Genomic DNA, 20,632 nt, shown 5'->3' with positions numbered 1-20,632 from the left:
TGCCGTCAGAGTCCTCAGGTACGGTTAAAAGTATGGCTAAGAGCGAAGTGAGCACATCACACCCCATGGTGGTGCGCGGAATCGATCGGGTGCTCACCGTGCAGCGTCCCGTCGTATTGGCCCACATCCGCAGCATCCGTCGCAGCAAACCACACGCGACTCCGGATGAGATTATTGCCGTTCTGGAGCGCCGCTACCTAGCCGCCGTCACCACCGGTGGCGCCCTCGTCGGGGCGAGTGCCGCCATCCCCGCCGTCGGCACCGGAACCTCGCTCGCGCTCTCGAGTGTTGAGACCGCCGGGTTCCTTGAGGCCAGCGCGCTCTTTGCTCAATCGGTCACCGAAGTGCACGGCATCGTCGTCGATGACCCCGACCGCGCACGCGCGCTCGTCATGACAATGGTGCTCGGCACCGCCGGCAGCGACCTCGTGAAACAACTGGCAGCTCAAGCCAGCGGCACCGGCGTTGCACGCTCGGCCTATTGGGGCGAAACCCTTGCCAAAGGCCTGCCGACCACGCTCATGGGTCCGATAGCGGACCGGATCAAGCACACCTTCCTCAAACGGTATGCAGCCGCCCAAGGAACCAACATCGTGGGTCGCCTCATGCCCTTCGGCATTGGAGCGGTGATCGGCGGTGGCGGAAACAACATTCTGGGCCGCCAGATTATTCGCTCAGCACGCCAAGGCTTTGGACCGGCACCGGCGACACTGCCGTCGTGGCTTGAGCCCGTTATTGCGCTCCCTAAAGCAGCCAAGACGCCGAAGGTGCGCGGCGAACGCAAGAAGCTACCGACGCTACCCAAGTTGCCGCAACTGCCACAGCGACGCAAACGCCAAGGATGGGTTGAGCTCGAGAGCGACGACCAGCCCTAGATCAGCTATTCAACGGACGGAGACTCATCGTCGTCGTCATCCTCAAAAGGATCTGCTTCGCTCGACGGTCGATCGCCAATGTGCAACTGGGCGTGCCGGTGCCACAGCGCCACCAGCGACTCAACGGCCTCGTGGAAGCGGGCAGTCGCGGCACCAGGAGTGGTGTCGCCGAAGTGACGCTCAGCCCAATAGCCGAGGCGTTCCTTCGCCTCAGTGTCGAACTGCACGCGCTCGGCGATCGAGAGGATGTCACCGGCCTGGTCGGCGAGTAACCACTCGCATGCTCCGAGGTAGCCGCCCTCATCGATGTCAGCCTGCTCGGAGAGCGGACGCGTGACGATGAGCGGTTTGCCGGTGGCGAGCCGGTCATAGACCATCGCCGAGACGTCAGTGATGGCGACATCCGCTGCAACCAGCTGCCACCCCATTTCTTTGCCGTCATCGTAAATGTGCTGCACCGATGGGTCAGTCTCGTTAGCCTCGGCAATCGCAGCGATGATCGCGATATTGGCGCGCTTGTATTCAGGATCTACAACACCACTGCGGGGGTGCGGGCGATAAATCAGGCGGTGCTTGTCGCTCGCAAGAACTGCGTTCGTTAGGGCAACTCCATGACTAGCTACGGAACCGTAGGCGGCAGCGTCGCGATCGCCCTCCCACGTCGGGGCGTAGAGCACGACGGTGCGGTCGTCTGGCGTGTAGGGCAGCTCTCCGGCGAAATGGTCGGCCTGGGGGCGCCCAATCGGGATTGCCTTCTTGGTGACGTCGAAATCCCAGAGTTTGTAGCTCAAACGATCCAGTGCGGCATCTCCAGCCACAAGGCTGAAATCGTAGGCCTTGAACTGATTCGTGGTCATGTACATTTTGTCGCTCTCACCGTGGTTGATGAAAACGTGCCACATGTGGCCGTAGCGGAACATTTGGAAGTTTTTGGCGTTCTGGTTGACGTAGAAGATGATCTTCAACGGTTGCTCGGCCACAAACTGCTCAAGCTCAGAAACTCGACGCAAATACGCGGTGGGAACCGGCGCTTCATCCCACAACGCCAGCACTGAACTCGGTGACCGCGAAATGATCGCTACCGGAAAGCTCTTCGAGAGCTCGGCTAGCGGGGCATACCACTGCCGCATTTGGTAAAGATTTACCTTGGTATCAGCGAAGTAGACCGCGATGCTCACTGAACCAGGAACGGGCAGCGGATGCTCGGCCATGAGGTTCGCCACACGACGCCGATTACGGCGAGAGCGCAACATCGAGCGCGCCACCTTGCGTGCTGTTATGAAATCTTTCAGTAGCGCCATGGTCACAATCAAATCATCGGAGGGTCGATACAACGCCTCACCTGCCGCACCGTTATCGAGCCGATGCTGATCCAACGGCAGGTGGTTGGACCGCTGTTTCGATAGTACCTGCCCTCCCCTCGGAGGCTCCTACCCGGCGAGACCGCTGAGAACCGCAGGATTTTGGGGATTATAGAGGTACGATTGATAGAATGACCGATTCTGATTCAACCGCACCGTCTGATACCACCGAGACCGCGATCACTTTCTCCGACCTCGCTCTCAGCGATGCGGTATTGAAAGCGGTTCGTGACATTGGCTACGAGACGCCTTCGGCTATCCAAGCAGCCACTATTCCTACTCTTCTGGAAGGGCGCGACGTAGTCGGCCTGGCCCAGACTGGCACGGGAAAGACCGCAGCCTTCGCGCTGCCGATTCTCTCGCGCCTCGATGTATCCCAGAGCAAGCCTCAAGCGCTCGTGCTCTCCCCCACCCGCGAGCTCGCGTTGCAGGTGTGTGAGGCGTTCGAGAAGTACGCCACCCACATGCGTGGCGTGCACGTGCTCCCGGTTTACGGCGGACAGGCCTACGGCGTTCAGCTGTCGGCCCTGCGCCGCGGCGTTCACGTTGTAGTCGGTACCCCCGGCCGCATCATGGACCACCTCGCCAAAGGCACCCTCGACCTCTCCGAGCTCAAGTACCTGGTTCTCGATGAGGCCGACGAAATGCTCAAGATGGGCTTCGCCGAAGACGTTGAGACGATCCTCGCCGATACCCCTGACGACAAGCAGGTTGCACTCTTCTCCGCGACGATGCCGGCACAAATCCGCCGCATCTCCAAGAAGTACCTGAACAACGCCGAAGAAATTACGGTCAAGTCGCAGACCACCACCTCGGCAAACACGAGCCAGCGTTACCTCGTTGTCTCGTACCCGCAAAAGGTCGATGCGCTCACCCGCATTCTTGAGGTCGAAAACTTCGAAGGAATGATCGTCTTCGTTCGCACCAAGAGCGAAACCGAAAACTTGGCTGAGAAGCTGCGCGCCCGTGGTTACTCGGCCGCCGCCATCAGCGGTGACGTGGCTCAGGCTCAGCGCGAGCGCACCGTCAACCAACTCAAGTCGGGCAAGCTCGACATCCTCGTTGCCACCGACGTTGCAGCTCGTGGACTCGACGTTGACCGCATCAGCCACGTCGTGAACTTCGACATCCCCGTCGACACCGAGTCGTACGTGCACCGCATTGGTCGCACGGGCCGCGCCGGTCGCAGCGGTTCGGCTATCAGCTTCGTCACTCCTCGCGAGCGTCGACTACTGACCGCCATCGAGAAGGCCACGCGCCAGCCGCTCACTCAGATGCAGCTTCCTTCGGTTGAAGACGTCAACTCCACGCGACTCACTCGCTTTGACGACGCCATCACTGAAGCGCTTAACCAGCAGCCGCGCATTTCAGCCTTCCGCGACATCATCGCTCACTACGTTGAGCACCACGATATTCCTGAGGCGGATGTTGCAGCCGCTCTTGCTGTTGTAGCCCAGGGCGAGACTCCCCTGTTGTTGTCGGCAGAAGAGGAACGCGCCCAGCGCTTCATCGAACGTGATGACCGTAAGGCACGCACCGATCGCCCCGAGCGTGGCGGAGAACGCGGCGGAGATCGTGGCGACCGTCCCGAGCGTCGCCCCCGTTCGACCAAGCCGATGGCTGCCTACCGCATTGAGGTCGGCAAGCGTCAGCGCGTTGAGCCCCGCCAGATCGTTGGCGCTCTCGCCAACGAGGGTGGCCTCAGCCGCGATGACTTCGGTCACATTCAGATTCGTCCGGACTTCTCGCTCGTCGAGTTGCCCGCCGACATGTCGAAAGATGTGTTGGAACGACTGCGCGACACCCGCATCAGCGGCAAGCTGATCGAGATCGCTCCCGACCGCAAGGCAAACGGCGGCGGCGCGCGAGGCGGAGACGGCAAGTACCCCAGCCGCGATCGCTCATTTGAGGGTGGCGCTCGCGCCAACCGCGAACGTGAAGAATCACGCGGCTACAACAACCGCGATTCTGCACCCCGGAACGACGCTGGTCGCGACAACACATCGCGCGACAGTGGCAACCGCTACGAAGACCGTCCGACGCGCAAGCCTCGTACCAAGTACTAAATCCACACCGACGAACGGCGTTCTGCGAAAGCAGGGCGCCGTTCGTGCGTTAACGCGAGCGGGTTGGGTTAGATCGCTGGAGGGCGTCCGGCACGCGCCATCCGCGCCACGGTCGCCCAGCTTATGCTTCGGCGTCCGCCGGGGTTCTCTCGCCAACCAGCAAACCAGCCACCCCACCAGGCACGCATGCCCACCGGGTTCTTCGCTGCACGCAGGACCTGAATTGCGGTCCAGCTGGCAACATAGATTGGCACCAACAGCACCGGCAGGTTGCGCTTGGCCAACCAGACCCGGTTGCGGGCATTGAGGCGGTAGTAGTAGCTGTGGCGCGCCGGATCGATTGCCGGATGATTTGCCACCAAGTTTCCGGCGTACCAAGCGCGTTTGCCGGCACCCCACACTCGCCAGGCGAGCTCTATGCCTTCGTGGGCATAGAAGTAGGGATCGCCCCACCCCCCGATCTCGTCGAAGAGTGGACGCGGCATCAACACGGCGCCCTCCCAGACGGAAAACACATCACTCGGATGCCGCGGGTCGCCCTTGCGAATGCGCGGAATCCAGCGTCGAGGGTTCTCTTTTCCCTCAGCATCCTCTACACGCGGCTGCAGCAACCCAATGCTCGGGTCAGCCTGCATGATCGCGACAGCGTCGCTGAGGAAGGTCGGTGACGGGATGCTTGCATCGTCGTCGAGGAAGAAAATCCAGTCACCCTGCACGTGCTCGACACCGCGATTGCGGCCCGCGGGAATACCCAGGTTGGCGTCGAGGTGAAGGCCGCGTACGGCATCCGGAAGCCCCGTGGGGTTCCAGCCATTGCCCACCACGATGATGTCGAGTTCGACGCCCTGCTGCGCCTGCAGCGAAGCAAGGCCGCGCGCGAGGTCGTGGGGGCGCTTTCCTTGAGTTAGAGAAACAACGCCGATGCGGTGAGTCATGAGCGAACGCGTTTGGACGCCATGATGGCGACAAAATGACCGCCGAGCGCGAGAAGTGCGAGCGGCAGCAGAATGAGCAGCACGGTGCGCTCTGCGGCCAATGCGGGCACGAAGAGCGCAATGATGGCCGTTGCGAACGCGATCATTGTGAGCTCAACCGAGTGGTACAAGCGGTGGAAAGGAACGAAGCGAGCAAGGCGACGAAGTTTCGCCACGACGCTATGGCTCGGCACCGCCTCACCCTTGCGGTCGCTGAGCTTGTCGAGGCCGGCATTGGCTCGGGCAACGTGCACCATGTCGTTGAGCGCCTTGTTGAGCACAATGATGAGGGCAAGGGCGAAACCGGCAGTGGTCCACGCGAAATCGGCCGGAAAATCGAGGGGCCAGCCGGCGGCGCGAAGACCCAAGGCAATCGGGATGAGCGCTTCTGTGCTGTAGTGCCCAACCTTGTCGAGGAACACCCCTGCTGGCGAACGTGTATTGCGCCAGCGAGCAACTTCACCATCGCTGCAGTCAACGAGCATCTGTAGTTGCCCCAGGATGAGGGCGAGAGCAGCACCCGTCATGCCGGGGATGAGCAACGCGGCGGCCGTGAGCCAACCGGTGAGGATCATGAGCCCGGTAACGCCGTTGGCGCTGATAGACGTCTTGAGGAGCATCCACGTGAGGTACGGGGAAATATCGCGCAGGTAGAGCGATGCCGTCCAGTGTTCAGCGTTTGCTCGCAGGCGCACCTCTGGGGGTTGCGTCACTTCGCGCAATTGGGCGATGCTTTCGGGGCGCGTAGCGGGCTGCGGTGATGTGTGAGGAGACACGGTCTTACCTTCCCGTATGCGCAGTGATGTTCTTGGTGAGTTTCAGGAATCCGAGAATGAAACCGCTGCCCCAGCCAAAGTGGATACAGGGAAGCACGATCAGATACCAAAGACCTGATCTTAACCCGTCTTTCGCCCCAGCAACAGCAGCTGCGGCGATAACGAACAGTGCATAGACGGCTGGCGCAGCGTACGCGACGGCCAACCAACCGGTGCCCGTAATGCTCGCGACGATTCCGAGGATAAGGCCGACAACGGTGCCGAGCACCGCCAACGGTGGCACGAAGTAACGCAGCGAGTTTGCCGTGCCGAAACGGCGAGCGAGCTCACCGCGCCAGATACCGGTGGCCACGAACTGACGGATGAGCGTGCGCAGGTTCGACCGCGGCCGGTAGACAACTTCGAGTTCGGGCGTGAACCAGACTGTTCCGCCAGTCGCGCGCAGACGACGGTTGAGCTCCCAGTCCTGGCCACGCTTGATATCTTCGTCGAAGAGGCCGACCTCGACGAGGCGTTCACGCTGAAAGACGCCAAGGTAGGCGGTATCCGCGGGGCCTTCTTTGCCGCCCGTGTGGTGCTGGGTGCCGCCGAGGCCTTCAGGCGAACCGTAGGCGTGAGCGACCGCCCGTTCGAAAGGCGTGCGGCCTTGAGCTTTCATAATGCCGCCAACATTGTCGGCACCGGTGCGCTCAAGAGTGTCGACGGCGACACGGGTGTAGTTGGTGGGCAACACAGAGTGCGCATCGACCCGAACCACAATCGGATAGGTCGAGGCGCGGATGGCAGCGTTGAGCCCGCCCGGAGTAGAACCAAGTTCGTTTGTGATGTGACGGATGCGCGGATCTACCCGCGCCATTTCGTCGATGACAGCATTGGTACCATCCACGCTCGGCCCCAGCGCGAGCACGATCTCGAAGGGCCCCTCGTAATCTTGCGCGGTGAGGCTGTCGACGGCAGCCTCAATGTGTTCAACTTCGTTGAGCACGGGCATCACGTACGACACACCAGTGAGGGCTTGAGCCTTCTTTGCCATGGGTTCCAATACGTCGGGCCGAGTTGTCGATAGAGCTTATCGCGAAGGGCGCAAATTGCGGTGGTTACACACGTATGCGGCGCACGCAGGCTTGAGAGCCTGTGCACGCCGCATACGTGGTTGTTCGGTGTTACTGGAGAGCACCGAGAGTGACGTCGACGGAGTATCCCTTACCGTCACGAACGTAGGTGAGAGGCACGCTCTCGCCCGAAGCGTAAGCACGCACCTGAGCGGTGAGGTCAGTCTTGTTGGTAATGGGGAGACCATCGAATCCAGTGACGATATCTCCTACCTTGAGTCCGGCATCCTCAGCTGCTCCACCGGAGACGATGTCGACGATGCTGGCACCCACGACTTCAGCATCGCTCTGAGCTGGGTCGTCAGTTACATCGGCAACGGCTGCTCCGAGGAGACCGTGGGTTGCAGTACCGCTTTCGAGGATTTCGTTAGCGACGCGGCTCGCGACGTTCGAGGGAATCGCGAAGCCAACACCGATGCTGCCTTCGGTTCCACCGGAGGAGGCGATCGCAACGTTGATTCCGATGAGTTCACCATCAGAGTTCAGCAAGGCGCCACCGGAGTTTCCGGGGTTGATCGCGGCATCCGTTTGGATCACGGCAAGAGCTACCGAGGCCTGGGACGACGAGCTTTGCCCATTCCCTTCACCCTCTTGACCGAAGAGGTCGAAGTTCCAGAGGTCCTGGTCGCCACTGTCGTCAGGTGCTTCAGTGGTCGCTTCGGGGTCTTCGGGAAGAGCCGAGGAGGCGATCGTGATGCTGCGGTTGAGCGCGCTCACAATTCCGCTGGTGACGGTGCCGGAGAGTCCGAGCGGTGCACCGATCGCGACGGTGCTATCGCCAACGTTGAGTTCACTCGAGTCGGCGATCGTGATGAAAGGCATGTCGCTGACGTCATCGATGTGAATAACCGCGATGTCGGAGATAGCGTCGAAGCCGACGACCGTTGCTGAAAGGAGGCGTCCGTCGCTTGTGGTGACCGTGACCGTGGGGTCGGCAACTTCTCCGTCAAGAGTCACAACGTGCGCGTTGGTGATGACGTTGCCGTCTTCGCTGATGATCACGCCGGATCCGCTTCCGCCAGCGTTCTGGCCGGTCACGTTGATCGTGACGATCGCCGGAGCGGACTTGGCAACCACCGAGGTGACGAGCGTTGCATTACCAGGGTCGTTGACGGTGATGGATGCGGGGCTCGCGGTGCCGCTGACGGCTGACGTGGCTTGGTTTCCCAAAGCCCAGAGCGTGACGCCCGCACCGGATGCACCGCCGAGGAGCGCGACGATGGCGAATCCGGCGACAAGGCCGAGAGTCATGCGGGGCTTCTTTTTGGGTGCGACAGGTTCAGCGGATGCTGCCGCTGGAACTGCTGCGGGGCCGAAGCTTGCGCCCGAGTGTGCGTCTGCGGCTGGGGCTGAGGCTGCATCCGCCTGCACGGTGGGCGCTGTGGGTGCCGATGATGTGGCGGGCTCAGCAGGTGCGCTTGGAGCCGCAGCGTTTGCGGCGATCGCGGTGCCTGCAACGGGCGGGGTTTCCACCGGAGCGACACTGGGCGCCGCTTCGGTGGAGGAAGTCTGGTTGGGCGTGCTGTCGACGCCGGCGGGGGTTCCCGCGGTGTTCGCTGCTGTGGCCGATTCCGCAGTGTTAGCTACGACGGGAGACGTTTCACCCTGAGGTGCTGTCTCGGGAGTGCTGGCTGGGGTGCTGTTTTGTTCGGGCGTTACATCTTCGGGTGTTACATCGGGGGTGGGTTCTTCGGGGACCTGAGTCATGGTGTGCTCCTTTCAGCGATGCAAGCTTCCATCGCTAACCTGTGCATTCTATTTAGGTCTGCTGTGGGTGGGCTGCGCGGTTGAAAGGAGTTGGCCTAGCCACCGAGCTGGTAGCCCGGTTTCGTGGCGTTTTTGTTCTGCGTTCGGTTGATGCTCGAGCGGATCAGCAGCCGATGCCAGCGGGATTGGCGATGCAGTCTTGGTCGACAAGGACCGTGGTGGCGTGCCCCGCAGTTGCCGTCAGGGGCGGCGCGACGATGGTGAGGGTGCCGACGACGTTTTGCCAGCTGCTGCCGGCAACGCGGTATTCGGCCGCGTAGGTGACGGCGAGCGTGATCGTGTAGTTGCCTGGTTCTTCGAACACGTGACTGGTGGGGGTTGGATCGAATTCTGCGATCTTGTTTTTGGCCCAGGTCTTGCCGGGAGTGCCGAGGCTGGCGGTGGTGCCGTCGCCGTAATCCCAGTCGTAGGCGATGGGGGTGAAGCGCACTTGCGCGGTATCGCCAAAGAGTGTGCCGTCGACGACGTGAGCGGATGCGTTGGCGTAGAAGTTGGTGTCGAGGCCGACGATCATCCACTGGTTGGGTTGCATGCCTGCGCTGGGTGGTTGTGGGCGAAAAGCAGCGATGTCGGTGATGCTGAGCGGCCCGGTCGCATCCGTAGCTTTCGGCGGAGGATTGCCGATGACTTTGCAACCCAGAGGAACTCCCTCACCGCATCGGAGGTTCACGACGGGCTCAGTCACCACCGAGTTTGCTGAACTACCAGCGACGTAGTCGGATTGGTAGCCCGAGCCATCTATTTCTCGAGTTTCCTCGACGTCGATCACTCCCGCTCCAACCGACGCATCGGTGTAGCACTCGGGGCTGCCATTGAGTTCGGCTCCCGCTTGGCAGGTTCGGCTCGCAGAAACGGTTGGTCCAGAGTGCAAAGCAGGCGCAGCCAGCAGAAATACCGCACCGACAAAGATCAAGATTCTCAACACGGGGCGTCGTCCCACACCTGTCGGTCAGAGAGCAGCAGGCTGTCGTTATCGGGCGAGAGGTCAAAAGTGAGCTGCATAGTTCGAGGGGGAATGTCATCTTCCCTCACGCGCTCACCGCTTTCATCAACGAGGAACGCCTTCGAAAGATTTTCGCAAGCGTAGATCGTTATTACCTCGCTCGGAGAACCATCACGCGAGTAACGTTGCAACACGGCCTGATCAAAGGTTATGTCTGCGGTCGAACGTTTCCCCTCAGCCGCAATTTGAGAATAAACATCGATCGCACCAGACAATTCCGTCCCCGTCGCGACGGCCTCGAATGCGGAAGTGTCGATGTCACCTGTCCTCAATGCCTTATTGATCGCCGCCAAGTACTCCGCATACGCCTCCTCGGCTGCCGCGAGCGCTTCTTCGTCGGTCGCGTAGGGCGCAACGAAGGTGGCTGCGGGCTCGGGTGGGGTCGTCGCATCGGAGGGCACGCATCCACTCAGCAGCACTAAGAGGAGCACGCCAACCGACGCACGTACGAGGTTCGGTAGCCGCATATATCGACGCTAGGCATCCGCCACGATCGGGGCGCTCGACTTTCCACAGCCAAAAGCAGAAACAGCCCCCGCAAGTGGTTAGGCTTGCGGAACAATGACAGTCACCGGATCTTGGGAACGCGCCGCCAATGGCGCCATGCTGCTCGGCGCCGACGGGCAGCTGAGCCAAACAATTTTTGCCGAAATGTCGGCCCTCGCCGTCACCAGCGGCGCCATCAACTTGGGTCAAGGTTTTCCTGACGAAGACGGCCCGGCCGAAGTGTTGGATGCCGCCCGCAAAGCAATCAGCGACGGTGCCAACCAGTACCCACCAGGGAACGGCTTTCCGGTGCTGCGCAACGCGATCGCCGAACACCAGGAACGTTTCTACGGAATCGAACTCGATCCCGACACCGAAGTTCTTGCGACCGCTGGCGCCACCGAGGCACTAGCGGCAACTATCCTCGCGCTCACCAACGAGGGCGATGAGGTCATCACTCTCGAACCGTTCTACGACGCCTACGGCGCCATGATCAACTACGCGCGCGCCACCCATGTGACGGTGCCACTGCGCTCCCCCGATTTTCAGCCCAACCACGATGACATCCGCGCCGCCTTCAGCGGGCGCACTCGCCTCATCATCCTGAACAGCCCACACAACCCCACCGGTGCTGTGCTCGACCGCGAAACCCTCGAATTGATCGTCGAACTCGCCCACAAGTACGACGCACTCATCGTCACCGACGAAGTGTACGAACACATCACCTTCGGTTACGAACACATCCCCGTCGCAAGCCTGCCCGGTGCGTTCGACCGCACCATCAGCATCTCCAGCGGCGGCAAAACGTTCAATACCACCGGCTGGAAGATCGGGTGGATCACGGCACCCCAGCCCATCCTGCAGGCGATCATGGCGGTGAAGCAGTACCTCACCTACGTCAACGGTGCTCCGCTGCAACACGGCATCGCTGCAGGCCTTGGGCTCCCCGACAGCTACTTCGACGAGCTCGCCAACGGCCTTGCCCGCAAGCGCGACACCCTGGGCGCCGGGCTGCGTAATGCAGGCTTCGACGTGAGCACGCCCCAAGCCGGCTACTTCATCATTGCGGATGCCGCACCCCTCGGAGTCACGGACGCCGCCGAATTCTGCCGCCAGCTGCCCGAACTCGCCGGAGTCGTCGGAATCCCTGTCACCGCGTTCGTGCATCCCGCCAACCACGGCGACTACAACACGCTCATCCGCTTCGCCTACTGCAAGCAAACGGATGTGCTTGACCGGGCTGCTGCTCAGCTCTCAGGAATGAAGCTGCGACACTAGCCCTCGAGCGGATGCACGCCATAGCGGCGCAGCGACAGCGCGGGGTTGATAGCCCGCACCTCGTCAAGGCGAGCGAGTTCAATGTGGGCGACGGCGACATCCGTGCGCTCACCGATTGTCACAAGCTCAACGCCCATGGGGTCGACGACCATGCTGTTGCCGACACCAATCGGCGGGGCATGATCGGCAGCGGCGACAAAGACCGTGTTCTCGATGGCCCGCGCCGTGAGCAGCGTGCGCCAGTGGTATTCCTTGAGCGGACCGCGTACCCACTCGGCGGGCACAACGATGAGGTTCGCTCCGGCATCCACCAAACGGCGAGAGACCTCCGGAAAACGGATGTCGTAGCAAGTCTGCAAACCGACGGTGAAGCCCTCCCACGAGAAAGTTGTCGGCTCGGCGATCGACCCGGGGATGACCCAGTCTGATTCACGCTGACCGAACGCGTCGTAGAGGTGCTGCTTGCTATAGGTCGCGACGATGGCGCCGGTGGGAGCGATCGCGACCAGCGTGTTCCAGAAACGGTTATCTTCGTCGCTCGACTGCAACATGCCCGCAGCGACATGAATGCGCAACCGTTGTGCGAGCGACGTCAGCGCCTGCACGAAAGGGCCATCGAGAGGCTCTGCGGCGGTGACCCAGTCTTCGCCCATCGTGGCGGTGAAATACGACGAGTACTCCGGGAAAATCACAAAGCTCGCACCGCGTTCGACTGCTCGCTCAGCAAGCGCGGTGATCTGCGCGATGTTCTCATCGCGATCATGGCCAGGAACGAACTGGGCGACAGCAATCGTCGAAGCGGGAGTCATAACCCCAGCCTACGACCCCACTCCCCCAGCGCCCAGAGGCGATGGTATGAAAACGACTACGCGCCGCCCTCCGCGATCTGCTTGCGATACGGCAGCAGCGCGGCCTTCATGCCAATTCCGAGCACGCCTACGAGACGGCCGTCGCGATAGTAACCGACGGCAGCCTGATCGGTGAGGTCTCCCTCAAGCACGCGGATATCGTCATCCGACACCAAGCCCAATAGACCGTAGGCCTGCAGCTTGATCTCGAACTGGTTCGACCAGAACGACGGCACCGGAGCGAACGGTTTCGCCACCACATCAGCGAACGAACCATCATCGGCAAGGTGCGCCGCGAGCACGGCACCAGCACGCTTGCCGGTGTCGGTCGGGATGTTCCAGTGCTCGACACGACGCGGAACGTCATCGAACATCGGGTTCGGGAAGCGAGCGATATCGCCCACCACATAGACGTCATCGAGAGCGATTCCATCGGTCGTGACCGCGCGCATCGCATTATCGGCGAGCACGCCATCCGAGACATCGAGGTTCGTGCCCTCAAGCCACTCGATGTTGCAGTGCGAGCCAACAGACTCAATCACGACATCGGCCTCAATAACGCGGCCATCGCTCAGCTCAACAGACTCGACCGAGGTCTCGCCGTTGATCGCCGCGACAGTCACACCAGAGAAAATCTGTACGCCCTCTTCGGTGAGACGGCGACGCATTTCCTTCGCGACGAGATCACCCAAAGGACGTATCATGGGCTCGGCACTCGGCGTCACAATCGTGACCGAGCAGCCCAGCTTGCGAGCGGTGGCGCTCAGTTCGCAACCCAAGAAACCCGAGCCGACAACGACCACGCGGGCACTAGGGATGAGCTCGGCGCGCAACGCCATCGCATCATCCAGCGAACGAACAACGTGACGGCCAGCGATCGGGGCGAAATCCAAGCGGCGAGCGCGAAGGCCCGTCGCAATAACCAGGGCACGCCACTCCTGCACGTTGCCGTCATCCGTCGTCAGTGTGTGCGCATCGAGATCGACTGCGGTTGCCCGCACCCCGAGCATCCACTCAACATCGCCCATTTCGGCACGCGACGGAAACGCCACCGCCTCGTGAGTGACGTCAGTGGCCAACACCTCTTTGGAGAGAGGCGGACGGTTGTAGGGCGCGTGAAGTTCTTCACCAACCACGCGGATCGCACCGGTGTAGCCCGAACGGCGAAGAGATTCCGCCGCGCGCAGCCCACCCATCGCCGCACCGACAATAACGACCGGTGCGGCGGGGTTAGCCTCAGCCACTATTCGACGATTCGAATGGCCTGCATCGGGCACACATCCACAGCGGCTTCAATGTTGTCGCGCTCCGAGTCGGGCGCTTCAGCCACATACTCGAGCTTGTCGTCATCGTTGAGCTTGAAGTTATCGGGTGCCTCAAACACGCACTGGCCATAATGCTGGCACTGGTTCATGTCGACTTCGATTTTGATCATCGCTTTTCCTCAATCTTCGATGGGTAGAGATCCTTCGACGGGGTCCGAATTCCTCGGAACTCCCAGTCGCCACCCATTGCTGTCGACATTACCTCTTCACTCTCGGTGGGTTGTGCCCCCACGTCGGTGCGGATGGCAGTCGGGCCCGTCACGATGCGGTTCGTGAGCTTGCCGAGGCCTTCAACTTCGACCTCAACAACGTCGCCAGGCTGCACCGGACGCGAGAACGCGGGAGTTCCCGAGAACAGCATGTCACCGGGGCTCAACGTGATCGTGCGTGCGATATCGGCCACGAGGTAGTTCATGTCCCACTCCATGTTGTCGGTGTTGTCGTCTTGCTTGACCTCACCGTTCACGATCGTGCGCAACTGCTTGCCGCGGAAATCCCAATCCGTAACGAGACCGGGGCCAACCGGGGCGAGCGTGTCGCTGCCCTTGACGCGCAGCATGGAACCGGCATCCGTGTCGCGGAAATCGTGCAGACCGTAGTCATTACCGATCGAGTAGCCGGCGATGTAGTCGCTGGCCTGCTCGGGCGAGACGTTGCGGCACGTGCGGCCGATCACGATGACGATCTCACCCTCAAAGTTCAACCACTTGCAGCCTTCGGGCCGCACAACATCACCCTTGTGGGTGTTGAGCGCAGTGACCGGCTTCTGAAAGTAGGTCGGTGCCGCCGGCAGCTTGGTCATGAATTCTTCGGTGCGACTCGCGTAGTTCAAGTGCACGGCGATGATCTTGCTCGGCTCGGTCGGCGGCAGGTGAATGGCGTCGTCGACGCCGACCTCGCGGCCGTCGCCCGCAACAAGAACGTCACCGTGGCGCGTTACCTGGGTCGGGTATCCATCAAGAAGTATTCTGCGGAGTTCAGTCACGAGAGAGAACCACATCCTTTGCTGCTGGGAAGCCACCTTCTGGCTTCGGGAACCACACGTGAACCTGACCGGTACCGATGGAGTTTTCGTATTCGCTGTACATCACGCCGGGGGCGGTGCAGGCTTCTTCGCCGATGGCACCCGCCGTCATGAGCCAGTGACCAAACATGGCCTCGGGGCGAACCTTCTGGAACGCGGGCATAGTTTCCAACACCTGAGCGTGGTCGCCAGCCTTGAACCAGTCGAGACGTTCGTAGTCTGCTTCGCGAGCAGCATCCGAGAAAATGTGGGCCGGATCGGCCATCTCGTGCTTGCGCAAATCGCGCAGCTTATAGAAGGTGTGCGAAAGCGCGCCGGAGGCGAGCAGGATGACGCGGCGGTCGCTCTTGGCAATCGCTTCACCAATCGCACGCCCCGCACGCAAGAAGTCTTCATCGGTGGCAGTCTGACAAATGGAGACGCTCACCCACTTCTTGTCGGGCAAGCCCTTGCCGAGGTACTCCCACAGGTTGATCGTGGCGTACATGATCGGCAAGTACTCGTCGTCGATCGGGGTGATCCAGGTGCCGTTCTTTTCGGCCTGCTCCCCCATGAGCTTCGCGAGTTCGGGGTCGCCGATGAAGTCGTACGGCACACCGCTCATTCCGCGAGGAAGTTCTTCTGACGTGAACTTGCCGTGGCGGCGTTCGTGCGCCGTAACGACGAATTCAACCGTGGTCGCCCAGTGGCTGTCGAGCACGACAACAGTGTCGTAATCGTCATTCTCGAAGTAATCCTTGCGGAGTCGTTCGAGGCCTTCAACGAGCGTTGAATCTTTGCCCTCATTGAGTTCCATGCGGATCTCTTTGGGCAACATGATCGTAGGTACGTGGGCGATCAGCCCAGCGCCAACTACTTCTCCCATGACTATTCCTTCCATCCGTTCGGTGAAACCACCGTGTTCTTTACATCTGCGTAGAAATCAAACGACCAGGTGCCGCCCTCGCGGCCAACACCCGACTTCTTGGAGCCACCGAACGGTGCGCGCAAGTCGCGCACAAAGAAGCAGTTGACCCAGATCGTGCCGGCAACCAGCTGCTTGGCGATGACATCAGCGTGCTCGCGGTTGCCTGCGACGAGGATGGCGGCGAGACCGAATTCGGTTCCGTTGGCCATCGCGACGAGTTCTTCGTCGGTCGTGAAGGTTTGCATTGTCAGCACCGGCCCGAAGACCTCCTGCGTGACAATCTCGCTTCCGAGCGCAGGGTTCTTGACGAGCGTTGGCGTGAAGTAGAGGCCGCCGAGCTCAGCGTTTGGCCCACCGCCGAAGAGGATGTCTGCTCCGCCCTCCTTGGCACGATCGACGAATCCCTTGATCCGCTCGAAGTGCACGCGGTGAACCTGCGGCCCAATGTCGGTCTCGAGGTCGCGAGGGTCACCCTGACGCAGGGTCTCGACCTTCGCTTGGAATGCTGCGGCAAAGGCATCCGCAATATCTTCGTGAACGAGGATGCGTGTGCCCGAAAGGCAGACCTGACCGGCGTTGTCGTACTGCTCAACGGCGAGGGTTGCGGCGAGTTCGAGGTCGGCGTCTTCCATAACAATGCACGGGCTCTTGCCACCGAGCTCAAAGCTGCACGGGGTGAGGTTGTCTGCTGCGGCCCGAGCGATCGACTTCGCGGTCGGTACTGAACCGGTGAACGAGATGCGGCTGAGGTCGGGGTGCTCCACGAGCGAGGCACCCGCTTCTTTTCCGTAGCCCTGCACCACGTTGAAAACTCCGGCGGGAAGGCCAGCTTCGGCGGTGATATCGGCGAAGAGGGATGCTGTGAGCGGCGTCCATTCGGCCGGCTTGAGCACAACCGTGTCGCCCGCGGCGAGCGCCGGAGCGATCTTCCAGGTGGCGAGCATGAGGGGTGCATTCCACGGCGTGATAAGCGCAGCAACTCCCGAGGGATCCCACGAGACGTGGTTGTTGTGGCCGCGGGTTTCGAAGTCCGGATGCCCGAGGTCGTTCACAAGGTAGTCAGCGAAGAACCTAAAGTTGTGGGCCACTCGCGGCATGACGCCGCGCAGGTGGCTGCGCAGGAGCGCACCGTTGTCCATCGTTTCGACGTTGGCGAGGTCACTGACGCGCTCTTCGACGAGGTCGGCGATCTTGTGCATGATTGCTGCACGATCTTTCGGGCTGGTGGCAGCCCATCCGGGGAATGCTGCGCGGGCAGCGGCTACAGCCATGTCAACTTCGCGTTGACCTCCACGGGAGATTTCTCCGAGGGCGCTGGCATCGATGGGTGACACGTTGGTGAAGGTGTCGGCGGAGGCGACGCGCTCTCCGTTGATGAAGTGCCGCGTATCGACGGTCACTCCTGCTACTTGAACGTTGGTCATAGTGTTCCCGTCTCGAATCGCTCGCCGTTAAGTCATTCGGATGCTAATGACTTACCTTAGCGAGTGATTCGAGCCCAAACAAGCATTAGAGGGAACCGACCACCAAAAAATCTGGGTTGGTTAGTTTTTGGGCTCCACGCCCGCGGTGATCACGCGCAGCATCTCGGCCAGCTCTTCGCGCTTGCTGGGATCGACGGGGCCAGTGACGGCCTGCTCTTGGAGGTTGAAGGCAGGAAAGAGCTCGACCATGAGCTCGCGACCACGGTCGGTGAGATTCACCACAACGAGACGACCATCGGTGGCGCTCCGCTCCCGAACAAGCCAACCGCGACCCTCCAACGTGGTGAGCACTCCCGTGAGAGTGGCCTTGGAGAAGCCGCCCTCGAGCGCGATCTGGCGCGTCTCGATGGGCTCCCAAATCCAGGTGACCCACAGCACAACGAAGGCCGTCCACGACAGGTTGTGCTCAGAAAGAACGGTGCGTTCGAAGTGATTGCGCACGGCATTAGCGGCGCGAAAGAGGTTCGAGGCAACAGCCATTGCGGAATAGTCGAGCGGCAAGCCGCCGACCTTCGCCTGCACTTGGCGTTCAGTCTCAGTCAGTGTGTGTGGTCCGGCCACGGAGGGTCCCCTTGCTCGCGTTTAGCTCCGGTTACTCTATCTAACCCCCGGCGTTCAGAAAGTTTTTATGCGCATCGTTCGCAGAATCGTGCCGGTGTGGCATATTGTTTGTATCCAAACAACCCACGGAGGATTGAGTTGACTTCAATGGCGAACGTCACCCTGGCAGACCTAGATCTGTTCGAGAACGGCACACCCTGGAACGTGTTCGACAAACTTCGAGCAGAGGCACCCGTGCACTGGTCAGAAGAACCGGCACCCAACCACGGCTTCTGGTCGCTTACTCGATACCACGACATCGTTTCCGTGTTGCGAGACACCGAGACATTCTCCAGCGAACGCGGCACCGTCAACCTCGAAGAACTCGATGCTGACCAAATTGAGGCCCGCAAGTCGATGCTCGAGACTGATGGTGTTCGTCATCGTGCGCTTCGCCGTCTCATGCAGGGCGAATTCACGCCTCGGGCGGTCGCCGGCTACGAGACCTTCCTCCGCGGTCTCACCGCCAGCACGCTTGATGCGGCATTCGCGAACAAGGAATTCGAATTCGTCGACCAGGTCGCCGCTGACTTCCCCATCCGTGTGCTCGCGAAAATGCTCGACGTGCCTGACACCGACATTTACAAGCTCATTGACTGGGGCAACCGGATGATCGGCAACGACGATCCGGAACATGCTGATGTTTTGGCCACCTCCGCCGAAAGCGAGCAGTACCGGCTCTTGCCCTTCCGCTCCCCTGCGGCACTCGAAGTCTTCGAATATGGCAACGCGCTGGCCAACGAGCGCCGCGGCAAAGATGGCACTGACCTTGTGTCCCGCCTCGTCAATCAGACGCCAATGGATGGCAAAGCACTCAGCGAGCGCGACTTCAACAGCTACTTCTTGTTGCTCGTGGTTGCCGGCAACGAGACGACCCGCCACACCATCACGCACTCCATGAACTACCTCATGGATAACCCCGACCAGCTGGAGCTATTGCAAGAAAAGCCCGAGCTCATCCCGTGGGCCGTTGAAGAGTTCCTGCGCATGGCCAGCCCGGTTTACCACTTCCGTCGCACCGCAACGAAGGACACCGAGATCAACGGTCAGGCCATCAAGGAAGGCCAGAAGGTCGTCACCTGGTTTGCTGCTGGCAACCGCGACCCCGAAGTGTTCGAGAATCCTTACAAGATGGATGTCACCCGCAACCCCAACGAGCACATGGCGTTCGGTCGCGGTGGCCCACACATGTGCCTCGGGAACTCTCTGGCACGCCTCGAGATCCGTATTATGTTCGAGGACCTGCTGCCCCGGATCTCCGGAATGACGAAACTCGGCGAACCTGATCGTCTACGCAGCAATTTCATCAACGGAATCAAACGACTCCCGGTAAGCGTCGAACTAGCAAAGTAGGCACATGAGCGAGGTAGTTGCATGAGCGAAGTTCGGCCACAAGGCAGACCCCACGCAGTATGGGGCGACGAGACTGAAGTAGTACAACTCGCTCTTGACTGGACCGCCAAAAGAATGGTCCGCAAAACTGATCCCCTGTCGACCGCTCGGCCCGCGGCCGAGTTGGCGGCAGAGGTTGGCGAAGCGATCCGTCCCGAAGGCATTGGCGGCGCAGAAGCACTGCGTATTTTTGACGAGATTCTTGAGCCGGCAACTCGTGCTCAAGATGACCCGTTGAACCTCGCTTACATCGCTGCCGCGCCCACTCGGGCGGCGGTCGCTTTCGATCTCGTCACGAGTGCCGCCAATATTTTTGGCGGCCTCTGGGAGTCGGGTGCCGGCGCAATATTTGCCGAGAACCAAGCGCTGCAGTGGATCATCGGCCTGCTCGATTGGCCCGAGACAGCGGGCGGCACGTTCGTCTCCGGTGGCACCTCAGGCAACCTCTCGGCGCTCATGACGGCCCGCGAAACGGCCAAGACGCGTCGGGGCGGTCGCCCTGCTGGCGGCTGGCAACTCGCCTATACCTCCAACGCTCACTCCTCGATCAACTCGGCAGCGAAAGCGCTCGACGTTGACCGGGTTGATGTACCCATCGATGAGCGCGGACATATGACCGGGGCAGCCCTGCGGGCCGTTCTCGAACAGTCACCGAACGTGTTTGCCGTGGTGGCATCCGCCGGAACGACCAACGAAGGCCTCGTCGACGACCTTGCCGACATTGCTGATGTCTGCGAAGAGTTCGGTGTCTGGATGCACGTCGATGGCGCCTATGGCGGTGCGGGTCTTGCCGCCCCGAGCATCCGCCACATCTTCGACGGTGTTGAACGGGCTGACAGCTTTATCGTCGACCCGCACAAGTGGCTCTTTGCCCCCTATGACTGCTGTGCGCTCGTGTATCGCGAGCCCGAGCTGGCTCGCGCCGTGCACTCCCAGCACGCCAGTTATCTGGATGCCATCGACCGCGACGAGTGGAACCCCAGCGAACTCGCACTGCACCTTTCGCGACGCGTGCGCGGACTCCCGCTCTGGTTCAGTCTCGCCACCCACGGCACCGACAAGTATCGGGACGCCATCGAAGCCTCCGTGGCAACCGCCCGTGAAGTCGCCCGCGCCATAGAGGCGACCGACTATCTCGAACTCGTTCGCGAGCCAGAGCTCTCGGTGCTACTTTTCGTGCGCACCGGGTGGACCGCCGAACAGTATTCGGCGTGGTCAAAGCAGGCATCACACGACGGGGTCATCCTGTGCGTGCCGACCTCGTGGCGTGGCCAAAGCGTGCTGCGGCTCGCCTTCGTGAACCCCGACACGGAGACCAGCAAGGTGATGGCAGCGCTAGAAACGCTGCGATAAC

Annotated in this window: 19 protein-coding genes; 5 read left to right on the top strand and 14 right to left on the bottom strand. The window is 61.2% G+C overall.

Going from position 1 to position 20,632, the window contains the following annotated elements:
* Positions 1-32 precede the first annotated feature (32 nt).
* A complete protein-coding gene (locus tag I6E52_RS12730; RefSeq protein WP_231602095.1) occupies positions 33-875 on the top strand; it encodes a hypothetical protein in 843 nt (280 codons plus the stop codon).
* A 5-nt stretch (positions 876-880) separates the two neighbouring features.
* Here I6E52_RS12730 and I6E52_RS12725 read toward each other — a convergent pair whose 3' ends face one another.
* Positions 881-2,251: a CDP-glycerol glycerophosphotransferase family protein gene (locus tag I6E52_RS12725; protein ID WP_374059111.1), complete on the bottom strand. Its 1,371-nt coding sequence runs from the start codon at positions 2,249-2,251 to the stop codon at positions 881-883.
* A 116-nt stretch (positions 2,252-2,367) separates the two neighbouring features.
* Between I6E52_RS12725 and I6E52_RS12720 the strand changes: the two genes are divergently transcribed.
* Entirely contained in the window at positions 2,368-4,302 is a 1,935-nt protein-coding gene (locus I6E52_RS12720) for a DEAD/DEAH box helicase (protein ID WP_197125408.1), read from the top strand.
* 68 nt (positions 4,303-4,370) lie between these two features.
* On the opposite strand, the gene I6E52_RS12715 is transcribed toward I6E52_RS12720, so the two are convergent.
* The 6 genes from I6E52_RS12715 to I6E52_RS12690 all read right to left on the bottom strand — a co-directional run bounded on the left by I6E52_RS12715 (position 4,371) and on the right by I6E52_RS12690 (position 10,401).
* Positions 4,371-5,237, bottom strand: a complete 867-nt coding sequence (locus I6E52_RS12715) for a glycosyltransferase family 2 protein (protein WP_197157933.1) — start codon at positions 5,235-5,237, stop codon at positions 4,371-4,373.
* The gene (locus I6E52_RS12710; RefSeq protein WP_197125412.1) at positions 5,234-6,052 is read right to left on the bottom strand and encodes a CDP-alcohol phosphatidyltransferase family protein; all 819 of its coding nucleotides are present in this window, start codon (positions 6,050-6,052) and stop codon (positions 5,234-5,236) included. The genes I6E52_RS12715 and I6E52_RS12710 overlap by 4 nt, the downstream gene beginning before the upstream one ends.
* A 4-nt stretch (positions 6,053-6,056) precedes the next feature.
* On the bottom strand, positions 6,057-7,085 hold the full coding sequence (locus tag I6E52_RS12705) for a glycosyltransferase family 2 protein (RefSeq protein ID WP_197157931.1): 1,029 nt from the start codon (positions 7,083-7,085) through the stop codon (positions 6,057-6,059).
* 130 nt (positions 7,086-7,215) lie between these two features.
* Positions 7,216-8,871 carry a S1C family serine protease gene (locus I6E52_RS12700; protein ID WP_197157929.1) on the bottom strand — a complete coding sequence of 552 codons (1,656 nt, stop codon included), beginning with the start codon at positions 8,869-8,871 and terminating at the stop codon, positions 7,216-7,218.
* Positions 8,872-9,034: 163 nt separating this feature from the next.
* On the bottom strand, positions 9,035-9,856 hold the full coding sequence (locus I6E52_RS14365) for a PKD domain-containing protein (protein WP_307842534.1): 822 nt from the start codon (positions 9,854-9,856) through the stop codon (positions 9,035-9,037).
* Positions 9,850-10,401, bottom strand: coding sequence for a hypothetical protein (locus tag I6E52_RS12690; protein WP_197157927.1), 552 nt, complete (start codon positions 10,399-10,401; stop codon positions 9,850-9,852). The genes I6E52_RS14365 and I6E52_RS12690 overlap by 7 nt, the downstream gene beginning before the upstream one ends.
* Before the next feature lie 94 nt (positions 10,402-10,495).
* Here I6E52_RS12690 and I6E52_RS12685 point away from each other — a divergent pair, with 94 nt between their 5' ends.
* Positions 10,496-11,698 carry an aminotransferase class I/II-fold pyridoxal phosphate-dependent enzyme gene (locus tag I6E52_RS12685; protein ID WP_197157924.1) on the top strand — a complete coding sequence of 401 codons (1,203 nt, stop codon included), beginning with the start codon at positions 10,496-10,498 and terminating at the stop codon, positions 11,696-11,698.
* Here I6E52_RS12685 and I6E52_RS12680 read toward each other — a convergent pair.
* The 7 genes from I6E52_RS12680 to I6E52_RS12650 form a co-directional block, all read right to left on the bottom strand.
* Complete coding sequence (locus I6E52_RS12680; RefSeq protein WP_197157922.1) at positions 11,695-12,507, bottom strand: carbon-nitrogen hydrolase family protein; 813 nt, start codon at positions 12,505-12,507, stop codon at positions 11,695-11,697. The two genes, I6E52_RS12685 and I6E52_RS12680, sit on opposite strands and share 4 nt — an antisense overlap.
* A 56-nt stretch (positions 12,508-12,563) precedes the next feature.
* Positions 12,564-13,790: an NAD(P)/FAD-dependent oxidoreductase gene (locus I6E52_RS14595; RefSeq protein WP_197157920.1), complete on the bottom strand. Its 1,227-nt coding sequence runs from the start codon at positions 13,788-13,790 to the stop codon at positions 12,564-12,566.
* Positions 13,790-13,981 (bottom strand): ferredoxin, encoded by a 192-nt coding sequence (locus I6E52_RS12670; RefSeq protein WP_009774276.1) that lies wholly within the window; start codon positions 13,979-13,981, stop codon positions 13,790-13,792. The genes I6E52_RS14595 and I6E52_RS12670 overlap by 1 nt, the downstream gene beginning before the upstream one ends.
* Positions 13,978-14,856, bottom strand: a complete 879-nt coding sequence (locus I6E52_RS12665) for a fumarylacetoacetate hydrolase family protein (RefSeq protein WP_197157918.1) — start codon at positions 14,854-14,856, stop codon at positions 13,978-13,980. Before I6E52_RS12665 ends, I6E52_RS12670 begins: the two co-directional genes overlap by 4 nt.
* Entirely contained in the window at positions 14,849-15,760 is a 912-nt protein-coding gene (locus I6E52_RS12660) for a catechol 1,2-dioxygenase (protein WP_100389797.1), read from the bottom strand. The genes I6E52_RS12665 and I6E52_RS12660 overlap by 8 nt, the downstream gene beginning before the upstream one ends.
* Before the next feature lie 2 nt (positions 15,761-15,762).
* Positions 15,763-17,226, bottom strand: coding sequence for an aldehyde dehydrogenase (locus I6E52_RS12655; protein ID WP_197157916.1), 1,464 nt, complete (start codon positions 17,224-17,226; stop codon positions 15,763-15,765).
* Between the two features lie 120 nt (positions 17,227-17,346).
* Positions 17,347-17,847, bottom strand: a complete 501-nt coding sequence (locus I6E52_RS12650) for a MarR family winged helix-turn-helix transcriptional regulator (protein WP_197138965.1) — start codon at positions 17,845-17,847, stop codon at positions 17,347-17,349.
* 147 nt (positions 17,848-17,994) lie between these two features.
* Here I6E52_RS12650 and I6E52_RS12645 point away from each other — a divergent pair, with 147 nt between their 5' ends.
* A complete protein-coding gene (locus tag I6E52_RS12645) occupies positions 17,995-19,239 on the top strand; it encodes a cytochrome P450 (protein WP_197157914.1) in 1,245 nt (414 codons plus the stop codon).
* Between the two features lie 21 nt (positions 19,240-19,260).
* On the top strand, positions 19,261-20,631 hold the full coding sequence (locus I6E52_RS12640) for an aminotransferase class V-fold PLP-dependent enzyme (RefSeq protein WP_231602093.1): 1,371 nt from the start codon (positions 19,261-19,263) through the stop codon (positions 20,629-20,631).
* Position 20,632: the final 1 nt, after the last annotated feature.

The sequence above is a fragment of the Salinibacterium sp. NG253 genome (assembly GCF_015864945.1).
Taxonomy (GTDB): Bacteria; Actinomycetota; Actinomycetes; order Actinomycetales; family Microbacteriaceae; genus Rhodoglobus.
The sequence above is the reverse complement of the archived record's forward strand: the minus strand, read 5'-3'. Positions and strand labels throughout refer to the sequence as shown.